At 62.2% G+C, this 19,416-nt stretch carries 19 protein-coding genes; all 19 read left to right on the plus strand.

What is annotated here, in order from left to right; all coding sequences use genetic code 11:
• The first annotated feature begins 22 nt into the window (after nucleotides 1–22).
• The 19 genes from FHX11_RS25775 (at nucleotide 23) to FHX11_RS25865 (ending at nucleotide 19,315) form a co-directional block, all read left to right on the plus strand.
• On the plus strand, nucleotides 23–316 hold the full coding sequence (locus tag FHX11_RS25775; protein WP_184362887.1) for a hypothetical protein: 294 nt from the start codon (nucleotides 23–25) through the stop codon (nucleotides 314–316).
• A gap of 156 nt (nucleotides 317–472) precedes the next feature.
• Nucleotides 473–3,433: a [protein-PII] uridylyltransferase gene (locus FHX11_RS25780; protein ID WP_246781144.1), complete on the plus strand. Its 2,961-nt coding sequence runs from the start codon at nucleotides 473–475 to the stop codon at nucleotides 3,431–3,433.
• Nucleotides 3,430–5,031, plus strand: a complete 1,602-nt coding sequence (murJ, locus tag FHX11_RS25785) for a murein biosynthesis integral membrane protein MurJ (protein ID WP_184362890.1) — start codon at nucleotides 3,430–3,432, stop codon at nucleotides 5,029–5,031. The genes FHX11_RS25780 and murJ overlap by 4 nt, the downstream gene beginning before the upstream one ends.
• Nucleotides 5,032–5,280: 249 nt before the next feature.
• Nucleotides 5,281–5,673, plus strand: a complete 393-nt coding sequence (locus FHX11_RS25790) for a VOC family protein (RefSeq protein ID WP_184362893.1) — start codon at nucleotides 5,281–5,283, stop codon at nucleotides 5,671–5,673.
• 112 nt (nucleotides 5,674–5,785) lie between these two features.
• Nucleotides 5,786–6,850, plus strand: a complete 1,065-nt coding sequence (gene trpS / locus FHX11_RS25795; protein ID WP_184362896.1) for a tryptophan--tRNA ligase — start codon at nucleotides 5,786–5,788, stop codon at nucleotides 6,848–6,850.
• 73 nt (nucleotides 6,851–6,923) lie between these two features.
• On the plus strand, nucleotides 6,924–7,415 hold the full coding sequence (locus FHX11_RS25800) for a universal stress protein (protein WP_184362899.1): 492 nt from the start codon (nucleotides 6,924–6,926) through the stop codon (nucleotides 7,413–7,415).
• A 117-nt stretch (nucleotides 7,416–7,532) separates the two neighbouring features.
• A complete protein-coding gene (locus FHX11_RS25805) occupies nucleotides 7,533–8,099 on the plus strand; it encodes a NifU family protein (protein ID WP_184362902.1) in 567 nt (188 codons plus the stop codon).
• A gap of 24 nt (nucleotides 8,100–8,123) precedes the next feature.
• Entirely contained in the window at nucleotides 8,124–8,780 is a 657-nt protein-coding gene (gene tsaB, locus FHX11_RS25810; RefSeq protein WP_184362905.1) for a tRNA (adenosine(37)-N6)-threonylcarbamoyltransferase complex dimerization subunit type 1 TsaB, read from the plus strand.
• Nucleotides 8,781–8,782: 2 nt separating this feature from the next.
• Nucleotides 8,783–9,277 (plus strand): N-acetyltransferase, encoded by a 495-nt coding sequence (locus FHX11_RS25815; protein WP_184362909.1) that lies wholly within the window; start codon nucleotides 8,783–8,785, stop codon nucleotides 9,275–9,277.
• Nucleotides 9,278–9,314: 37 nt separating this feature from the next.
• Entirely contained in the window at nucleotides 9,315–9,743 is a 429-nt protein-coding gene (locus FHX11_RS25820) for a Fur family transcriptional regulator (protein ID WP_184362912.1), read from the plus strand.
• A 30-nt stretch (nucleotides 9,744–9,773) separates the two neighbouring features.
• Nucleotides 9,774–10,571, plus strand: a complete 798-nt coding sequence (locus FHX11_RS25825) for a lysophospholipid acyltransferase family protein (protein WP_184362915.1) — start codon at nucleotides 9,774–9,776, stop codon at nucleotides 10,569–10,571.
• A gap of 60 nt (nucleotides 10,572–10,631) precedes the next feature.
• On the plus strand, nucleotides 10,632–12,044 hold the full coding sequence (miaB, locus tag FHX11_RS25830) for a tRNA (N6-isopentenyl adenosine(37)-C2)-methylthiotransferase MiaB (RefSeq protein WP_184362919.1): 1,413 nt from the start codon (nucleotides 10,632–10,634) through the stop codon (nucleotides 12,042–12,044).
• Between the two features lie 30 nt (nucleotides 12,045–12,074).
• On the plus strand, nucleotides 12,075–13,133 hold the full coding sequence (locus FHX11_RS25835) for a PhoH family protein (RefSeq protein WP_184362922.1): 1,059 nt from the start codon (nucleotides 12,075–12,077) through the stop codon (nucleotides 13,131–13,133).
• Nucleotides 13,133–13,639, plus strand: coding sequence for an rRNA maturation RNase YbeY (ybeY, locus tag FHX11_RS25840; RefSeq protein ID WP_184362925.1), 507 nt, complete (start codon nucleotides 13,133–13,135; stop codon nucleotides 13,637–13,639). The genes FHX11_RS25835 and ybeY overlap by 1 nt, the downstream gene beginning before the upstream one ends.
• A gap of 25 nt (nucleotides 13,640–13,664) precedes the next feature.
• Nucleotides 13,665–14,831, plus strand: coding sequence for a hemolysin family protein (locus FHX11_RS25845; protein WP_184362930.1), 1,167 nt, complete (start codon nucleotides 13,665–13,667; stop codon nucleotides 14,829–14,831).
• A gap of 79 nt (nucleotides 14,832–14,910) precedes the next feature.
• Nucleotides 14,911–16,512, plus strand: coding sequence for an apolipoprotein N-acyltransferase (gene lnt, locus FHX11_RS25850; RefSeq protein WP_184362933.1), 1,602 nt, complete (start codon nucleotides 14,911–14,913; stop codon nucleotides 16,510–16,512).
• A gap of 153 nt (nucleotides 16,513–16,665) precedes the next feature.
• Nucleotides 16,666–17,085 carry a helix-turn-helix domain-containing protein gene (locus FHX11_RS25855; protein WP_184363083.1) on the plus strand — a complete coding sequence of 140 codons (420 nt, stop codon included), beginning with the start codon at nucleotides 16,666–16,668 and terminating at the stop codon, nucleotides 17,083–17,085.
• Between the two features lie 278 nt (nucleotides 17,086–17,363).
• Nucleotides 17,364–18,617 (plus strand): methionine adenosyltransferase, encoded by a 1,254-nt coding sequence (gene metK, locus FHX11_RS25860; protein ID WP_184362936.1) that lies wholly within the window; start codon nucleotides 17,364–17,366, stop codon nucleotides 18,615–18,617.
• Entirely contained in the window at nucleotides 18,614–19,315 is a 702-nt protein-coding gene (locus tag FHX11_RS25865; protein ID WP_184362939.1) for a tRNA (guanosine(46)-N(7))-methyltransferase TrmB, read from the plus strand. The genes metK and FHX11_RS25865 overlap by 4 nt, the downstream gene beginning before the upstream one ends.
• Nucleotides 19,316–19,416: the final 101 nt, after the last annotated feature.

Genomic DNA, 19,416 nt, shown 5'->3' on the forward strand with positions numbered 1-19,416 from the left:
AGCGATTTCCAAGGACAATCCGATGCATATCGAACATCTTCTCGCCGAGGTCCGTATCCTTGCCGAGCGTTTCTCCCCGATTGCCGCCCGTGGCAAGATCTGCGGCGAGGGAGAGGCGCCGGATTGCGAGTCCGACCGTGGGCTTCTCAATATCGCCCTGTCCTGCGGCCGGATTTCCGATATCTGCTCGAAGATCGCCAAGGCCGGCTATTGGGAATGCGAGCGGGAGATGCTGACGCAGATCGGTGCCCAGTCGCGCAACATATTGCATAGCATTAACGAGCTCAGACGGTCGCTCGAGGTGCCGCAGCCCTAAAACCGCCGATTTCTGCATCGACAGCCGTCATCCTTCGTCAACCTTGACCCGATAGAACCCTGTGAGCGCTGGTTCGAGAATGTCGGCGTCAGGCGGGATTATGGGCTTCGGGTCACGAAAGCCTGTGTCAATCGCCGGGCAAAGAGGCTATAGCGCATGCAGACGAAAAGACAGGCGCCCCGGCAATGGGCCGCGGTCAAAGAACAGGATTCCGGTCGGCCGAGCATGGTGACGCGCGATATGAATTTTTCCGATATTCTCGATGTCCCAGCCCTGAGAGCCGAATGCGAAGCTCTGGCCAAGCGCCACGGCGACAAGAAGGAGGAGCGCTCCGCCCTTCTCGCTTTGTTGAAGAAGGCAAGCCACGAAGGCCGGCAAAACGCGCGCCGGCTGCTGTCGGAGGAAGGCGGCGGGCTCGATTGTGCACACCGGATTTCCTGGCTGCAGGACCAGATCACCACCATTCTCTATGATTTCACCGTCAGCCACGTCTATCCCAAGCAGAAGGGCAGCTTCGCGATTACCGCCGTCGGCGGCTACGGCCGCGATACGCTGGCGCCCGGCTCGGACATCGATCTTCTGTTCATTTTCCAGCCGAAACCGGCGGACGAGACGCACAAGGCGGTGGAATTCATCCTCTACATGCTCTGGGACATGGGCTTCAAGGTCGGTCATGCCACGCGCACGGTCGAGGAATGCATCCGCGAAGCCAAGTCCGACATGACGGTGCGCACCGCCATTCTGGAGACCCGCTACATCTGCGGCAGCGAGCCGCTGGCACGCGAGCTGGAGACGCGCTTCGACAAGGAGATCGTCACCAATACCGGCCCGGAATTCATCGCCGCCAAGCTTGCCGAGCGCGACGAGCGCCATCGCAAGGCCGGCGATACCCGCTATCTGGTCGAGCCGAATGTCAAGGAAGGCAAGGGCGGCCTGCGCGACCTGCACACGCTGTTCTGGATCTCCAAATATTATTATCACGTCCGCGATCCGGCCGAGCTGGTGAAGCTCGGCGTGCTCTCGAAGCAGGAATATCGCCTCTTCCAGAAGGCCGAGGATTTCCTCTGGGCCGTGCGCTGCCACATGCATTTCCTGACCGGCAAGGCGGAGGAACGGCTCTCCTTCGACATCCAGCGCGAGATCGCCGAGGCGCTCGGCTATCATGCCCGCCCCGGCCTTTCCGCCGTCGAGCGCTTCATGAAGCATTATTTCCTTGTCGCCAAGGATGTCGGCGATCTCACGCGCATCCTTTGCGCGGCGCTGGAGGACCAGCAGGCCAAGGCGACGCCGGGCCTGACGGGCGTCATCAGCCGTTTCGCCCATCGCCTGCGCAAGATCCCCGGCACGGTCGAATTCGTCGAGGATCGCGGCCGCATCGCGCTCGCCAATCCCGATGTCTTCAAGCGCGATCCGGTGAGCCTCATCCGGCTGTTCTTCGTCGCCGACATCAATGGCCTGGAATTCCATCCCGATACGCTGAAGCGTGTGACCCGCTCGCTGGGGCTGATCGACAATGAGCTGCGCGAGAACGAGGAGGCGAACCGGCTCTTCCTCTCCATCCTGACCTCCAAGCGCGATCCGGCGCTGATCCTGCGCCGCATGAACGAGGCCGGCGTGCTCGGCCGCTTCATTCCCGAATTCGGCAAGATCGTCTCGATGATGCAGTTCAACATGTATCATCACTATACGGTCGACGAGCATCTGATCCGTGCGGTCGAGGTGCTGTCGGAGATCGACAAGGGCAAGGCGGAGGATATCCATCCGCTCACCAACAAGCTGATGCCGGGTATCGAGGACCGCGACGCGCTCTATGTCGCCGTTCTGCTGCACGACATCGCCAAGGGCCGCGAGGAGGATCACTCCGAGGCTGGCGCCAAGGTGGCGCGCAAGCTCTGCCCGCGTTTCGGCCTGACACCGAAGCAGACGGAGCTGGTGGTCTGGCTGATCGAGGAACATCTGACCATGTCGATGGTCGCCCAGACCCGCGACCTCACCGACCGCAAGACCATCATCGATTTCGCCGACCGGGTGCAGTCGCTCGACCGGTTGAAGATGCTGCTGATCCTGACCGTCTGCGACATTCGTGCCGTTGGCCCCGGCGTCTGGAACGGCTGGAAAGGCCAGCTGCTGCGTACGCTCTATTACGAGACCGAGCTGCTGCTGGCCGGTGGTTTCTCGGAAGTGTCGCGCAAGGAGCGGGCGGAAGCCGCCGCCAAGGCGCTCGAAGCGGCATTGGATGATTGGGGCCAGAAGGCCCGCAAGGCCTATGTCAAGCTGCACTACCAGCCCTATCTTCTGTCGGTGCCGCTGGAAGACCAGATCCGCCACACGCGCTTCATCCGCCAGACGGACAAGTCGGGCCAGGTGCTGGCGACCATGGTGCGTACCGATAGTTTCCACGCCATCACCGAAATCACCGTGCTGTCGCCCGACCATCCGCGCCTCTTGACCGTCATCGCCGGCGCCTGCGCCGCGGCCGGCGCCAATATCGCCGATGCGCAGATCTTCACCACGGCCGACGGCCGGGCGCTGGACACCATCCATGTCAGCCGCGAATTCGCCGACGATGCCGATGAGCTTCGCCGCGCCGGCACCATCGGCAAGATGATCGAGGACGTGCTCGCCGGCCGCAAGCGCCTGCCGGAAGTGATTGCGACGCGCACCAAGAACCGCCGCAAGAACAAGGCCTTCGTCATTCCGCCATCGGTGACGATTTCCAACAGCCTCTCCAACAAGTTCACCGTCATCGAGGTCGAATGCCTCGACCGCACAGGTCTCCTGTCGGAAATCACCGCCGTCCTGTCGGATCTCTCGCTCGACATCCAGTCGGCGCGCATCACCACCTTCGGCGAGAAGGTCATCGATACTTTCTATGTCACCGATCTCGTCGGACAGAAGATTTCCAACGAGAACAGGCGAGCCTATATCACCGCGCGCCTGAAGGCGGTGATGGCGGGCGAGGAGGACGAGATGCGCGAGCGCATGCCGTCCGGCATCATCGCGCCCGCCGCCACGCGCTCGCCCGCTGCCGACAAGTCCGGCGCCGACAAGCCCACGACCGAAAAGCCCACGACCGAAAAGCCCACGACCGAAAAGAAAGCCGGTTCAGCCGCATGAGCCTCGTCAAGAAATTCATCACCGTCGGCGGCGCGACGCTCGGTAGCCGCATTTTCGGTTTCGCCCGCGAGACGCTGATGGCGGCAGCCCTTGGCACAGGGCCGATGGCCGACGTCTTCTACGCCGCCTTCCGCTTTCCGAACCTGTTCCGCCGCCTCTTCGCCGAAGGTGCCTTCAACGCCGCCTTCGTGCCGCTTTTCGCTAAGGAGATCGAAGCCAACGGCATCGAGGGCGCCAAGCGCTTTTCCGAAGAGGTCTTCGGCGTTCTCTTTTCCGTACTGTTCCTGATCACCGTCGTCATGGAACTGGGCATGCCGCTCATCGTGCGCTGGATCATCGCGCCGGGCTTTGCCGACGATCCGGAGAAGTTCTCGATCACGGTGCGCATGGCGGCCGTGATGTTCCCCTATCTCATGTGCATGTCGCTGACGGCGATGATGAGCGGCATGCTGAATTCGCTGCATCATTTCTTCGCCGCCGCCGTCGCGCCCATCTTCCTCAACGTGGTGATGATCGGCGCGCTGTTCTATTCGCTCTATTTCGGCGCGATTCCGCTGGAAACCGCCTGGTATCTCTCCTGGGGCGTGCTGGCGGCCGGCATCTTGCAGCTGCTCGTCGTCTATATCGGCGTGCGCCATGCCGGCATCAATATCGGCTTCCGCTGGCCGCGCTTCACGCCGAACGTCAAGCGGCTGCTGATCCTCGCCATTCCCGCCGCCGTCACCGGCGGCATCACCCAGATCAACCAGATGATCGGCCAGGCGATCGCCTCCAGCCGCGAGGGTGCCATCGCCGCCCTGCAATATGCCGACCGCATCTATCAGCTGCCGCTCGGCGTCGTCGGCGTTGCCGTCGGCGTGGTGCTGCTGCCGGAGCTCGCCCGCGCCCTGAAATCGGGGCACCTGAAGGAAGCCGCCAACCTGCAGAACCGCTCGATGGAATTCGTGCTGTTCCTGACCTTGCCGGCGGCCATGGCGCTGTGGGTTCTCTCCGACGACATCATCCGCGTGCTCTACGAGCGCCGCGCCTTTCATCAGGAAAACACCCTGATCGTCGGCTCGATCCTGGCGATCTACGGGCTCGGCCTGCCGGCCTTCGTCCTGATTAAGGCGCTGCAGCCGGGCTTCTACGCCCGCGAGGACACCAAGACCCCGATGCGCTTCTCCGGCATCGCCGTCGCCACCAATTGCGCCATCGCGCTCAGCCTCTTTCCCTATATGGGCGCGCCGGGGATCGCGGTGGCCGAGGCGACGGCCGGCTGGATCAGCACGGTGCTGCTCTTCACCACCCTGCTGCGCCGCGGCCATCTGACCTGGGAATGGGGCCTGGCCAAACGCACCGTGCTGCTGCTCGTTTCCGCTGGCGTCATGACGGCAGCGATCGTCTACCTCCAGCATCGCTGGGAACCCTATCTTGCCTCCGCCGCCTCGCTGTTGACCAAGGTCAGCACGCTCGGCCTGCTGATCGGCATCGCGATGCTGGTCTATTTCGCCGTCGCCTTCCTGATCGGCGGCGCCGACATCGGCATGATCCGCCGCAATGTGAACCGCAAGCCGGCGGCTGCTGCACCGGATGCGGAAGTGGCGAACGGGGAGTAGGCAAGCTCCTGAGCCTGTCGAAGGGGCGGGGAGAAGTTGGGTTGGGGCGATCGAACGGAGTGAGATTGCGACGAGTCGGATGCGGGGCTTTCGCGGGTGTCGCCGCAAAAGTACACTTTGCCGACGCCGCCATCGTTTGGGTTGGTCAGGATAGCCTGCCGACGCCGAGCTTTTGTACATGCCCCTCACCCTAGCCCTCTCCCCGCAAGCGGGGCGAGGGGACGCCTTTGCCGAACGCGGAGCCCTCTCATGCCCCAGTCCCTCTTCCTCATCACCCTGGTCGTCGATGACTACGATCGCGCCAAGACCTTCTATTGCGATGCCCTCGGCTTCGACTGCCTGCAGGACGAGGCGCAGCCGGAAGGAAAGCGTTGGGTCGTGGTGAAGCCGAAAGACGGGGAGGGCGCCGCACTCCTGTTGGCCCAGGCTGCCGATGACCGGCAGCGCGCCGCGATCGGCAACCAGACCGGCGGTCGGGTCGGCTTTTTCCTCAGGACCGACGATTTCGCCCGCGATCATGCCGCGATGCTTGCCAGGGGCGTGCATTTTCTGGAAGAGCCGCGCCACGAAGTCTATGGCACGGTCGCGGTCTTTTCAGATCCCTACGGCAACACTTGGGATCTGATCCAGCATTCTTCCTGAGACTGCCCGATATAACCTCTTGATCCCCGCCGGTCCCGCGTGCATAAGCCGCTCGAAACCAAGGGTCGAGCGAGAGCTCACCCAGGCCCTCCACAAGCCTTTCGAGGACGACATGACCGAATTCAAGCCGCTCGTATTCTCCGGCGTTCAGCCAACCGGCAATCTCCATCTCGGCAACTATCTCGGCGCGATCCGCAAGTTCGTGGCGCTGCAGGAAAACAACGACTGCATCTACTGCGTCGTCGACATGCATGCGCTGACCGCCCAGCTCGTGCATGAGGACATGCCGAACCAGACGCGTTCGATCACCGCCGCCTTCCTTGCCGCCGGCATCGATCCGGAAAAGCATATCGTCTTCAACCAGTCGGCCGTGCCGCAGCATGCCGAGCTTGCCTGGATCTTCAACTGCGTCGCCCGCATCGGCTGGATGAACCGCATGACGCAGTTCAAGGACAAGGCCGGTAAGGACCGCGAGCAGGCCTCGCTCGGCCTCTATGCCTATCCGAGCCTGATGGCCGCCGACATCCTGCTTTATCGCGCCACCCATGTTCCGGTCGGCGACGACCAGAAGCAGCATCTGGAGCTGACCCGCGACATCGCCATGAAGTTCAATCTGGACTACATGGAGCATATCCGCCGCTCGGGCTACGGCATCGACATCACCGTCGGCGACGAGCCGGTGCATGCCTATTTCCCGATGGTCGAGCCGCTGATCGACGGCCCGGCGCCGCGCGTCATGTCCTTGCGCGACGGCACCAAGAAGATGTCGAAGTCGGATGCTTCCGACCTGTCGCGCATCAACCTGCTCGACGACGAGGAAAACATCTCCAAGAAGATCCGCAAGGCCAAGACCGATCCCGATGGCTTGCCGAGCGAAATCGCCGGTCTTGCCGGCCGGCCGGAAGCCGACAATCTCGTCGGCATCTATGCCGCGCTCGCCGACAAGTCGAAGGCGGACGTCCTCTCGGAATTCGGCGGCCAGCAGTTCTCGGTCTTCAAGCCGGCGCTGGTCGATCTCGCCGTGCACGTCCTCTCGCCGATCACCACCGAGATGCGCCGCCTGATGGCCGATCCCGGCCATATCGACGCCATTCTGCGCGATGGCAGCGCCCGTGCTCGTGCCCGCGCCGACGTGACGATGAAGCAGGTCCGCGACATTATCGGCTTTCTCTACTGAGCCAAACCGGATGCAAGCCTCCGTTTGAAACGGGGGCTTGCCATCGGCCGCTTTCCGGTGTCAGAGTCGCCCCATGGTTTCAAAACGACTCTCACGGCTGGAAGGGCATCGCCGCAAGTTCATGGCGATCATCGACGATACGCCCGAATGCCAGCGGGCCGTCCACTATGCCGGTCGCCGCGCCAAGAATTCCAATGGCGGGCTGGTGCTTCTCTATGTGATCCCCGAGGGCGATTTCCAGCAATGGCTGGGTGTCGAGGAGATCATGCGGGCGGAAGCACGCGAAGAGGCCGAGGCGGTGACGGCGAAGGCGGCGCAGACCGTCCGCGAAAATGTCGGCATCGATCCGGAAATCGTCATTCGCGAGGGTGCGGCCGCCGAACAGATCAATGCGGTGATCGAGGAAGACCGGGACATCGCGCTCCTCGTTCTCGCCGCCGGCTCGGCCAAGGAAGGGCCGGGGCCGCTGGTCTCCTCGATCGCGGGACGCGCGGCCGCCTTTCCGATCCCGGTGACCGTGCTGCCGGATACGTTGACGAATGAGGAAATCGACGCCCTCAGTTGATGTCTTTTGGGCTATTCTTGAGCGCCAGTCTCTTGAATAATAAGACCAAAGGACCTATTCTCTTTTGAAATATTCTAAAGTTGGCGCAAGGCTTCAGCCCGCCGCATGGAGATCAAGATGTTCATTCAGACCGAAGCGACGCCGAACCCCGCGACCCTGAAGTTTCTGCCGGGCAAGGTGGTGATGGAAAGCGGCACGGCCGAATTCCGCAATGCCGAGGAAGCCGAGGCTTCGCCGCTTGCCGCGCGCCTGTTCGACATCCCCGGCGTCAGCGGCGTCTATTTCGGCTACGATTTCATCTCCGTGTCCAAGGAAAACCAGGAATGGCAGCATCTGAAGCCCGCCATTCTCGGCTCGATCATGGAGCATTTCATGTCCGGCAAGCCGGTCATGGGCGCGGCCTCGGTCCTCTCCGAAGCACAGGATGCCGGCGGCGAATTCTTCGATGAAGGCGACGAGGCGATCGTGCTGACCATCAAGGAGCTGCTCGAAACCCGCGTTCGACCGGCCGTCGCCCAGGATGGCGGTGACATCACCTTCCGTGGTTTCCGCGACGGCAAGGTCTATCTCAATATGAAGGGGTCCTGCGCCGGCTGCCCGTCCTCGACGGCGACGCTGAAGCACGGCGTGCAGAACCTGCTGCGCCATTTCGTCCCGGAAGTTCAGGAAGTCGAAGCCGTCTAATCCCGGCGTTTCGGAAACATAAATATGATCGTACTGGCGCTCGACACGGCAGGTGTGGATTGCGCTGCCGCTGTGTATGATAGCGGCAGTGATTCTGTGATGGGGGAGGTCACGGAGACGATCGGGCGGGGGCATGCCGAGCATCTGATGCACGTTGTCGACGCGGCGCTGGCGAAAGCCGGCATCGCGCTGTCGGCCGTTCAGCGTGTCGTTGTCACCGTCGGCCCCGGTTCCTTCACCGGCATCCGCATCGGCGTTGCCGCCGCGCGCGGTTTTGCGCTCTCCCTCAACATTCCCGCCATCGGCGTCACGACCCTCGAGGTCATGGCGGCGGCTGCAAGAGCACAGAATCCCGGTCAATCGGTTCTGGCCGCTATCGATGCCAAGCGCGAGGAGATTTATCTCCAGTCCTTCGACAGCGATGGCCGTCCGCTGGACGAGGCGCGCGCGGTGACGGTCGAGGAGGCCGGCGAGATTGCGGGCGCCTTCGACGGCATCGTCACCGGCACGGCTGTCGCCCGGCTGAGCGATGCGCCGCCGCCGGAGCGGCCCGACGCCTTCCCGATTGCCGTCGTCGCCCGGCTGGGCGCTGCCAAACCGGTAAGCGAAAAGCCGAAACCGCTCTATCTTCGCGGGCCCGATGCCAGACCGCAGGCCGGGTACGCCGTCGCCAGGCTATGACCATGCTCGAATCCTATCTCACCCTGAAAGCCGAATACGAGATCGTCCCGATGCAATTGCAGGATTGCGCCGAGGTGGCCGCCCTGCATGGCGAGCGGTTTACGCGGGTCTGGGGCGATAGCGAATTCGAGAGCCTGCTGACGCAGAACACCACCTTCGGCTTCGTTGGCCGGCAGACGAACGCCATCCTGAAGAAAGCGCTTCCAGGTTTCGTGCTGGCGCGCAACGTCGCGGGTGAGGCCGAGATCCTGACGATCGCCGTCAGCACCAGGCTTGCCCGTTCCGGCCTCGGTTGGCGGCTGATGCAGGCGGCAATGCGCGAGGCGCGCAATCGCGGTGGCGAAACCATGTTTCTCGAGGTCGACGGCGTCAATCAGCCGGCGCTCGGCCTCTACCGCAAGCTCGGCTTCGAGACGGTCGGCGAGCGCAAGGCCTATTATGTCGGTGAAAACGGCGCGAAATCGACGGCGCTTGTCATGCGCCGCGTTCTTCGCTAGTCCCTTATCATAGACGAATGGACTGAAGACCGTATCGATGACCGATCCCGTGAAATCCCTGGAGGAGCTCTGCGTCGAGCGCGGCATGCGCATGACGGAGCAGCGGCGGGTCATTGCCCGCATCATCGAAGGGTCCGAGGATCATCCCGATGTCGAGGAGCTTTATCGCCGCTCCGCCGAAGTGGACGCGAAGATCTCGATTTCGACCGTCTACCGCACGGTGAAGCTGTTCGAGGATGCCGGCCTCCTGGCTCGCCATGATTTCCGCGACGGCCGATCGCGCTACGAGACCGTGCCGGAAGAGCATCATGATCACCTGATCGATCTGAAGAGCGGCGAGGTGATCGAATTCCGCTCGCCCGAGATCGAGGCGTTGCAGGAGCGTATTGCCCGCGAACACGGTTTCAAGCTCGTCGACCATCGGCTGGAGCTCTATGGTATCCCGCTGAAGAAGGACGAACGCTGAGGTGATGACGGTCGTGCGGGAGCGAATGATTTGGTGACCTGGCTGCGCGTCGGCTGTGCCGCCATCGTCATCTTTACTGTCAGTCTCGTCATGCTGCCCTTGCAGATCCTTTGCCTGCGCTTCGACTGGAAGCTCAGGCGCTACCTGCCGCGCTACTGGCATCGCATCGTCTGCTACTGGCTCGGCGTGCGCGTCCATGTCGTCGGCAGTCTGGAAAAACAGCGGCCGTTGATGCTGGCGTCAAACCATGCCTCCTGGCTCGACATACTGGTACTGTCCTCCGTCGCCGATGTCGCCTTCATCGCCAAGTCGGAGGTGCGGGACTGGCCGGTCTTCGGCCTCTTCGCCCAATGGCAGAAGAGCGTCTTCATCGAGCGTGAGCAGAAGCGCAAGACCGGCGATCAGGTCAACGAGATCGCCGAGCGCATGGCCGATGGCGAGATCATGGTGCTGTTTCCCGAAGGCACGACCTCCGACGGCAATCGCCTGCTGGAGGTCAAGTCCTCGCTGTTCGGCGCGGCGGCGGCCGCCCTGCCGAAAACGCCGGATGCGGTCGTCCACGTCCAGCCGGTGGCGATCGCCTATACGCGCGTCCATGGCGTCGCCATGGGCCGCTATTATCGCCCGATCGCCTCCTGGCCGGGCGATATCGAGCTGGTGCCGCATCTGAAGGGCATCCTTGCCTGCGGCGCCATCGATGTCGATGTCTGTTTCGGCGAAGCCGTGGATTATCGTGCCGACACCAACCGCAAGCAGGTCAGCGCCACCATCGCCCGGCGCATCCGCGCCATGCTGGCGAGCCGGCTGCTCGGCCGCGAGATCGCTTGATTTCCAGGTGATTCCAACTTTTTGATTTTCTCCGCAAGCAAAAGCCACTACATAGCGGCCATGACCAAGGACAGCCTGACCCTCGACGCCCCGGCAACCGATGCATTCCAGCTCGGCTCCCGCGACGGCTCCAACAGCCGCAAGGTCTTCATCAAGACCTACGGCTGTCAGATGAACGTGTATGATTCCACGCGGATGAGCGATGCTCTGTCCCGCGACGGCTACGAGCCGACCGAGGACATGGAGGAGGCCGACCTCGTCCTGTTGAACACCTGTCACATCCGCGAAAAGGCCGCTGAAAAGGTCTATTCCGCGCTCGGGCGCCTGCGTGAAATGAAGAAGCGCAAGGCCGCCGACGGTCGCGAGATGATGATCGGCGTCACCGGCTGCGTCGCCCAGGCGGAAGGCGAGGAGATCCTGCGCCGAGCGCCGGCGGTCGACGTCGTCATCGGCCCGCAGACCTATCACCGCCTGCCCGACGCGCTGCGTCGCGCCAAGGAAGGCCAGCGCGTCGTCGATACCGAATATGCGATCGAGGATAAATTCGAGCACCTGCCGATCGCCGAAAAGCCGAAGATCCGCGCCCGCGGCGTCACCGCCTTCCTGACGGTGCAGGAGGGCTGCGACAAGTTCTGCACCTTCTGCGTTGTGCCCTATACGCGCGGCTCCGAAGTCTCCCGCCCGGTCGCGCAGATCGTCGAAGAGGCGGAAAAACTGGTGGATGGCGGCGTGCGCGAAATCACGCTGCTTGGCCAGAACGTCAATGCCTGGCACGGCACCGGTCCCGACGGCAAGGCCTGGAGCCTGGGCGACCTGCTCTACCGGCTGGCGGAAATTCCGGGCCTCGCCCGGCTGCGCTATACGACCAGCCATCCGCGCGACATGGACGAGCGGCTGATCGGCGCGCATCGCGACCTGCGCACGCTGATGCCCTATCTGCACCTGCCGGTTCAGGCCGGCTCCGACCGCATCCTGAAAGCGATGAACCGCCGGCACACGGCCGCCGAATATATCGCCCTGATCGAGAAAATCCGCGCGGCGCGACCGGATATCGCCCTTTCCGGCGATTTCATCGTCGGCTTCCCGGGGGAGACAGACCAGGATTTTGAAGATACACTCAAGCTCATCGAGGCGGTGAATTACGCGCAGGCCTTCTCGTTCAAATATTCCACGCGCCCGGGAACGCCCGGTGCGGAGTTGAAGGATCAGGTGCCCGAAGAGGTCAAGACCGAGCGGCTGGAGCGGTTGCAGGCACTGCTGTTGAAGCAGCAGCACGCGTTTGCCGAGGCTTGCGTGGGCAAAACAGTGGATATCCTTCTGGAAAAGCCGGGCCGCATGCCAGGCCAGTTGATTGGACGCTCTCCCTGGCTGCAATCTGTGAATGTTGATGCAAAAGCATCGCAAATCGGTGACATTATCAATGTACGAATCACCGGGACCAGCACCAACAGCCTTTTTGCTGAATTGCTCTAGGTTCCGGACGGGCACAAGGAGCCACACCGCTTGAATGGACAGGAATTGGTTTCTTCTTCATCGCGCCAGCCACGCACCGCGAGCGACGCCAATCACTTCATCCTGACGTTCGAGAATAATCGGTTCGCCAGTGAACTTTTCGGGCAGTTCGATCAGAATTTGAAGCTGCTCGAGGAGCGCCTTGGCATCGATGCCCGCGCGCGCGGCAATTCCGTCGTCATCACCGGCGATGTGCTGGCGACCAATCAGGCTCGCCGCACGCTCGATTACCTCTATGACAAGCTGCAAAAGGGCGGTAGCGTGGAACGTTCCGACGTGGAAGGGGCAATTCGCATGGCGGTTGCCGCCGATGATCAGTTGACGTTGCCGACCATGGAGAAAAAAGCCAAGCTGACGATGGCGCAGATTTCGACGCGCAAGAAGACGATCATTGCGCGCACGCCGACGCAGGACGCCTATATGCGGGCGCTGGAACGTTCCGAGATGGTCTTCGGCGTCGGCCCGGCCGGCACCGGCAAGACCTATCTCGCCGTCGCCCATGCCGCCCAGCTTCTGGAGCGCGGCGCGGTGGAAAAGATCATCCTGTCGCGCCCGGCCGTCGAAGCCGGCGAGCGCCTCGGCTTCCTGCCTGGCGACATGAAGGAAAAGGTCGATCCCTATTTGCGTCCGCTCTATGACGCGCTCTACGACATGATGCCGGGCGACAAGGTCGAGCGCGCCATCACCGCCGGCGTCATCGAAATCGCACCGCTCGCCTTTATGCGCGGCCGCACGCTCGCCAATGCCGCCGTCATCCTCGACGAGGCGCAGAACACCACCTCGATGCAGATGAAGATGTTCCTGACGCGCCTCGGCGAGAATTCGCGGATGATCATCACCGGCGACCCGAGCCAGGTCGACCTGCCGCGCGGCGTCAAGTCCGGTCTGGTGGAAGCCCTGCAATTGCTCAATGGCGTCGAGGGCATCACCATCGTCCGTTTCAAGGATACGGATGTCGTCCGTCATCCGCTGGTGGCGCGCATCGTCAGGGCCTATGATTCCACCTATGCCGTCCCGGCCGAGGGCGGTGAGGCCGATCCGCAGATCTGATGGCCGATCTCGATATACAAATCAGCGTCGAGGAGGGCGACTGGCCCTCCGAGGAGACATTGCAGGCGCTCGCCGAGCGCGTGCTCGGCGCGGCGGCGATCCATCTGAAAACACAGGAGAAGCAGCCTTTCCCGCAGATGGCGCCGGAAGTGTCGCTGGTCTTTACCGACGATGCTTCCATCCGCGAGATCAATGCCGAATGGCGCGAGCAGGACAAGGCGACCAATGTGCTCTCCTTCCCCGCCTTTCCGCTGGTGCCCGGCGGCAAGCCGGGTCCGATGCTTGGCGATATCATCATCGCCAGGGAGACGGTGGAGCGCGAGGCGGCGGAGCTGGAGAAGAGTTTCAACGACCATCTGACGCATTTGATGGTGCATGGTTTCTTGCATCTCTTCGGCTACGACCATATGAATAATAGCGAAGCCGAAAGAATGGAGGGGCTGGAGACTCGCATTTTGGCAGGTCTTGGCCTATCTGATCCCTATGCGGGGCAGGACCCCATTTGATTTGAACCCTGCCTGATCAGGAACAATGAGCGACTTTACGACAAGACCGGCCCCTGAGGCCAAAGATGCAGCCGATGCCTCGTCCTCCGACGAGGCGGGCAGTAGTAGCGGCAAGCGATCGCAATCCTCCTTCTGGGCGCGTGCTGCGCGCCTCCTGCGTCCGGCGCAGGCATCGACGCGGCTGCGCGAGGATCTCGCCGACGCGTTGATGACCAATGCGACGGATGATGCCTTCTCGCCCGACGAGCGGGCGATGCTGCACAATATCCTCCGCTTCCGCGAGGTGCGTGTCGAGGACGTGATGGTGCCGCGCGCCGATATCGAGGCGGTCGACCAGACCATCACCATCGGCGAGCTGATGATCCTTTTCGAGGAAAGCGGCCGTTCGCGCATGCCGGTCTATGCCGAAACGCTGGATGATCCGCGTGGCATGGTGCATATCCGCGACCTGCTCTCCTATGTCGCCAAGCAGGCGCGCAACAAGCGCCGCGCCGGCAATGGCAAGGCGGCGGCCGCTGCGGCAGCTTCGGCGAACCCCTCTGAAAAGCCGCCGCGCTCGGCCAAGCCGAATTTCGATCTTTCGCGCGTCGATCTGCAGAAGACGCTCGTCGAGGCCGGCATCATCCGCAAGATCCTGTTCGTGCCGCCCTCCATGCTGGCCTCCGATCTTCTGCGCCGCATGCAGGTCAATCGCACGCAGATGGCGCTGGTCATCGACGAATATGGCGGCACCGACGGTCTTGCCTCGCATGAGGACATCGTCGAGATGGTCGTCGGCGATATCGATGACGAGCACGATGACGACGAGGTCATGTTCAAGCGCGTCACCGAGGATGTCTTTGTTGCCGATGCTCGTGTCGAGCTGGAGGAGATCGCCGCCGCGATCGGCCCCGATTTCGATATCACCGAACAGGTGGACGACGTCGATACGCTGGGTGGGCTGATCTTCTCGGCGCTTGGCCGCATTCCGGTGCGCGGCGAAGTCGTCCAGGCTCTTCCGGGTTTCGAATTCCACATTCTCGATGCCGATCCGCGCCGCATCAAGCGCGTGCGCATCACCCGCAAGCGCCACGCGGTACGCCGCCGGCCGGCCAAGGCCGAAGGGGAGGGCGGCGGAAGCGAGCGCGACCTGCCCTCGCCGGAGGCCTTTGCCGACGAGCAGCCGGCCGAACGTAACGCCGCCAACCAATAAGTGGTGCTTCAGCGCGACAAATCGCTGCTTTTTTGAAAGACTGCGGCCAATTGATTCGCAGTTTTGACGGAGCGCGCGCATGGAACGGCTTTCGGGCAGGGTAATCCTCGTCTGGGGTTTCAAACGCGCAGTGCTTACCGTTTTTGCCGGGGCGGTCGGCGTTCTCGCCTTGCCGCCCTTCGGCTTTTTCGCGGCGATGTTCATCTCCTTCACGCTGCTGGTCTGGCTGCTGGATGGCGCTGCTGCTGGTCCCGACAGCGGTTTGCTCGGCCGCCTCTGGCCGGCTTTTTCCACCGGTTGGCTGTTCGGCTTCGGCTATTTCGTCGCCGGCCTCTGGTGGCTCGGCCACGCGCTGCTGATCGATGCCGATCAATTCGCCTGGGCCTTGCCGCTGGCCATTCTCGGCCTGCCCGCCTTTCTTGCGATCTTCTATGGCGTGGCGGCGGTGCTTGCCCGCCTGCTTTGGTCCGACGGCATGGGGCGTATCGCGGGCCTCGCCTTTTCCTTCGGTCTGCTGGAATGGCTGCGCAGCTTTCTCTTCACCGGCTTTCCGTGGAATGCCATCGGCTACGGCGCCATGCCCATGCCGCTGATGATGCAATCGGCCCATGTGATTGGCATGCTGGGCGTCACCGTCCTTGCCGTTTTCGTCTTCGCGGCTCCGGCGCTGCTCGGCACGCGTCAGGGCCGGGTGCCGGGGATCGGGCTGGCCGTGCTGCTGGCCGCGGCGCATGTCGGCTACGGCTATTATGCGCTGCATGCGCCGGAGCCGCCGCCAGCGGTCGGAAAACCGGCGCCCGTCGTGCGCATCGTCCAGCCGGCGATCGACCAGGAAGCCAAGATGGACACGGATGCCGATCGCGCGGCCATTTTCGACAAGCACCTGTCCCTTTCGGTGCAGCCGCCGGCGAACGGAGGCAGGCGGCCGGACATCATCGTATGGCCGGAAACCGCTATCCCCTTTATTTTGACCGACAACCGGGACGCGTTGGTTCGCATCGCCGAGCAGCTCGACGACGATCAGATTCTGATCACCGGCGCGGTCCGCGTCGAGGAAATGGGACCCGGTTTGCCGCCGCGTTACTACAATTCCGTGTATGTCATCGACGGGCGCGGGCAGATCATCGGCGCCTCCGACAAGACCCATCTTGTGCCTTTCGGCGAATATGTGCCCTTCGAAAACATCCTCGGCTATCTCGGCATCGAGAACGTCATTGAGCTGCCGGGCGGCTTCTCGGCTGCCGCCAGCCGGCAGCTGCTGACGCTGCCCGATGGCATCAAGCTCTATCCGCTGATCTGCTACGAGATCATCTTTCCGAACGAGATGACGCCGGAAATCCGACAGGCGGATGCGATTTTGAACGTGACCAACGACGCCTGGTTCGGGGATACGCCAGGCCCGTACCAGCATTTTCTGCAGGCGCGCGTGCGCGCTGTCGAGCAGGGATTGCCGCTCATTCGAAGCGCCAATACCGGTGTTTCGGCCTATGTCGATGCTCACGGACGTTTGATTTCCGGAATCGACTTTAATGAGCAAGGATTTGTTGATGCTACCTTGGGTAGTGCAACCGTGTCGCGCATCGACGACGGCCTTCGAAAAACCTATTTCTGGTTGATTATGGGAGCCGTCGGCCTCATTGCTGCAATTTCACGTCTGGGTTTTATTTCAAGGGCGAATTGACCAAAAAACCCTAAAATTGCATAGTGGTGGCCGTTCGCCGTTTTGCACGTAAACAAGAAGCCGGATGGGCGACGGCTGCAACGTGGCGTTAATAGGGGTGGTTAAAGGCACTGGGTACAGGGACCTGAATTCAACCTATGTTAGGGTATTATGATGATTGAAAATAAGAAGAAGCCAAACCCGATCGACATTCATGTCGGTAGCCGCATCCGCCTCCGCCGTACCATGCTGGGCATGAGCCAGGAAAAGCTCGGCGAAAGTCTTGGAATTACCTTTCAGCAGATTCAGAAATATGAAAAGGGCACCAACCGCGTTGGCGCCAGCCGTCTTCAGAATATTTCCAGCATTCTCAACGTTCCGGTTTCCTTCTTTTTCGAGGATGCGCCGGGCGAGCAGGCGGCAAGCGCCGGTGGCTTGGCCGAAGCCTCCAGCTCCAACTATGTCGTGGATTTCCTGTCGTCGTCGGAAGGCTTGCAGCTGAACCGCGCCTTCGTGAAGATCTCCGACGGCAAGGTCCGCCGCAAGGTGGTCGAACTCGTCAAGGCGCTCGCGGCTGAAGCCGACGCGGAATAAAGCAATTCCAGGAAAAGTGCGCAGCGGTTTTCCGTCAAAACAATAGGCTGGAGCGGTTCAACGATTCTGGGGAACACTGAACCGCTCCAGTCGTTTCGACATCATGCCGTAACGGCAAAGACAAAAGGCGGTCATCTTTGGCCGCCTTTTGCATATTGCGAGCAAAATTTTATTACGGTCACGGGGATATAAAGATATATTTATGTCCTTGTGTGGCTTGTTTTTCGGCCCCGAGGCGAATATTTAGATCGGAGTTTGTTCTTTGAGGGGAATCCCGCATGCGCGCTAACTATCTCTTTACCAGCGAGTCTGTTGCCGAAGGTCACCCGGATAAAGTCTGTGACCGTATCTCCGATGAAATCGTCGATCTGGTTTACCGTGAAGCTGCAAAGACGGGTGTCAATCCCTGGGGCGTGCGCATTGCCTGCGAGACCCTTGCCACCACCAACCGTGTCGTCATCGCCGGCGAAGTTCGTCTGCCGCCGAGCCTGATGAAGAAGGACAAGGACGGCAACGACGTCATCAATCCCTCGAAGTTCAAGGCCGCGGCGCGTCGTGCCATCAAGGACATCGGCTACGAGCAGGATGGCTTCCACTGGAAGAAGGCGCGCATCGACGTGCTCCTGCATTCGCAGTCCGCCGACATCGCCCAGGGCGTCGACAGCGCCGCCGACCAGCAGGGTGACGAGGGTGCCGGCGACCAGGGCATCATGTTCGGCTATGCCTGCACGGAAACGCCGGACCTCATGCCGGCGCCGATCTATTACTCCCACAAGATCCTGCAGCTGCTCGCAGCCGCCCGCAAGAAGGGCGACGGCGAAGTCGCCAAGCTCGGCCCGGATGCCAAGAGCCAGGTGACCGTGCGCTATGTCGACGGCAAGCCGTCGGAAGTGACCTCGATCGTGCTGTCCACCCAGCATCTCGATGATAGCTGGGATTCGAAGAAGGTTCGTTCCGTCGTCGAGCCCTACATCGTAGAAGCACTCGGCGATCTGAAGATCGCCGCCGATTGCAAGTGGTACATCAACCCCACGGGCAAGTTCGTCATCGGCGGCCCGGACGGCGACGCCGGCCTGACCGGCCGCAAGATCATCGTCGACACCTACGGTGGCGCAGCCCCGCATGGCGGCGGCGCATTCTCCGGCAAGGACACGACCAAGGTCGACCGTTCCGCCGCCTATGCCGCGCGCTACCTCGCCAAGAACGTCGTTGCCGCCGGTCTTGCCAGCCGCTGCACGATCCAGCTTTCCTACGCCATCGGCGTTGCCCAGCCGCTGTCGATCTATGTCGACCTGCACGGTACGGGTGACGGCGTCACCGAGGACCAGGTCGAAGCGGCGATCCGCAAGAACATGGACCTGTCGCCGACCGGCATCCGCCGTCATCTCGACCTGAACAAGCCGATCTACGCCAAGACCTCCGCCTATGGCCATTTCGGCCGCAAGGCAGGCCGCGACGGCTCGTTCTCCTGGGAGCGCACGGATCTCGTCAAGGCGCTCAAGGAAGCCGTGAAGACCCGGGAAGCTGCATGATCGATACGGAGCGCCGGTCGCGGGCGACGGAAGCGTTTTTCGGCCGGCGCAAGGGTAAAGCCTTGCGCGGCCAGCAGGCCGAAAAGCTGGAAACGCTGCTGCCGCGATATATTGTCGATCTTTCCGCGTCGGCGCCTCAGCCGCTGAATGACCTGTTTCCAGTGCAGACCGAGCGTTTGCGCCTGGAAATCGGCTTTGGCGGCGGCGAGCACCTGATCCACCGGGCGCTCGAACGGCCGGCGACCGGTTTCATCGGCGTCGAGCCCTTCGTCAATTCCATGCAGAAGCTGCTGGCCCGTGTCGACGAGACCGGAGCACGCAACATTCGCGTCTATAACGACGACGCGACGCAATTGCTCGACTGGCTACCGGATGCCTGCCTCGACCAGATCGATCTGCTCTATCCCGACCCCTGGCCGAAGAAGAAGCACTGGAAACGCCGCTTCGTCTCGCAGGTGAATCTCACCCGGTTCCATCGCGTCCTGAAGCCCGGCGCGCTCTTCTGCTTCGCCTCCGACATCGATACCTATGTCAACTGGACGCTGCAGCATTGCCAAGCCCATGGCGGCTTCGACTGGACGGCGCAGAATGCCGCCGACTGGCTGACGCCCTATGAGGGCTGGCCGAGCACGCGCTACGAGGCCAAGGCCCGGCGCGAAGGGCGGTCGTCCGCCTATCTGACCTTCAGGAAGGTTTGAGCGGTCTTTTCCGGATCGCTGAGATTGCAATTCCGGGCATTCGAACCGGAATGGCTCCGGGCTCGCAATTGCGGTTGGGCTCGATATCATCGGCCCCGGTG

Origin of the sequence: Rhizobium sp. BK602, from assembly GCF_014195095.1 — a bacterium.
GTDB lineage: Bacteria > Pseudomonadota > Alphaproteobacteria > Rhizobiales > Rhizobiaceae > Rhizobium.

Excerpts from the sequence above, each read along its gene's own strand:
- FHX11_RS25775 (WP_184362887.1), top strand. The coding sequence starts at position 23 with ATGCATATCGAACATCTTCTCGCCGAGGTCCGTATCCTTGCCGAGCGT.
- FHX11_RS25780 (WP_246781144.1), top strand. The coding sequence starts at position 473 with ATGCAGACGAAAAGACAGGCGCCCCGGCAATGGGCCGCGGTCAAAGAA.
- murJ (WP_184362890.1), top strand. The coding sequence starts at position 3,430 with ATGAGCCTCGTCAAGAAATTCATCACCGTCGGCGGCGCGACGCTCGGT.
- FHX11_RS25790 (WP_184362893.1), top strand. The coding sequence starts at position 5,281 with ATGCCCCAGTCCCTCTTCCTCATCACCCTGGTCGTCGATGACTACGAT.
- trpS (WP_184362896.1), top strand. The coding sequence starts at position 5,786 with ATGACCGAATTCAAGCCGCTCGTATTCTCCGGCGTTCAGCCAACCGGC.
- FHX11_RS25800 (WP_184362899.1), top strand. The coding sequence starts at position 6,924 with ATGGTTTCAAAACGACTCTCACGGCTGGAAGGGCATCGCCGCAAGTTC.
- FHX11_RS25805 (WP_184362902.1), top strand. The coding sequence starts at position 7,533 with ATGTTCATTCAGACCGAAGCGACGCCGAACCCCGCGACCCTGAAGTTT.
- tsaB (WP_184362905.1), top strand. The coding sequence starts at position 8,124 with ATGATCGTACTGGCGCTCGACACGGCAGGTGTGGATTGCGCTGCCGCT.
- FHX11_RS25815 (WP_184362909.1), top strand. The coding sequence starts at position 8,783 with ATGCTCGAATCCTATCTCACCCTGAAAGCCGAATACGAGATCGTCCCG.
- FHX11_RS25820 (WP_184362912.1), top strand. The coding sequence starts at position 9,315 with ATGACCGATCCCGTGAAATCCCTGGAGGAGCTCTGCGTCGAGCGCGGC.
- miaB (WP_184362919.1), top strand. The coding sequence starts at position 10,632 with ATGACCAAGGACAGCCTGACCCTCGACGCCCCGGCAACCGATGCATTC.
- ybeY (WP_184362925.1), top strand. The coding sequence starts at position 13,133 with ATGGCCGATCTCGATATACAAATCAGCGTCGAGGAGGGCGACTGGCCC.
- FHX11_RS25845 (WP_184362930.1), top strand. The coding sequence starts at position 13,665 with ATGAGCGACTTTACGACAAGACCGGCCCCTGAGGCCAAAGATGCAGCC.
- lnt (WP_184362933.1), top strand. The coding sequence starts at position 14,911 with ATGGAACGGCTTTCGGGCAGGGTAATCCTCGTCTGGGGTTTCAAACGC.
- FHX11_RS25855 (WP_184363083.1), top strand. The coding sequence starts at position 16,666 with ATGATTGAAAATAAGAAGAAGCCAAACCCGATCGACATTCATGTCGGT.
- metK (WP_184362936.1), top strand. The coding sequence starts at position 17,364 with ATGCGCGCTAACTATCTCTTTACCAGCGAGTCTGTTGCCGAAGGTCAC.
- FHX11_RS25865 (WP_184362939.1), top strand. The coding sequence starts at position 18,614 with ATGATCGATACGGAGCGCCGGTCGCGGGCGACGGAAGCGTTTTTCGGC.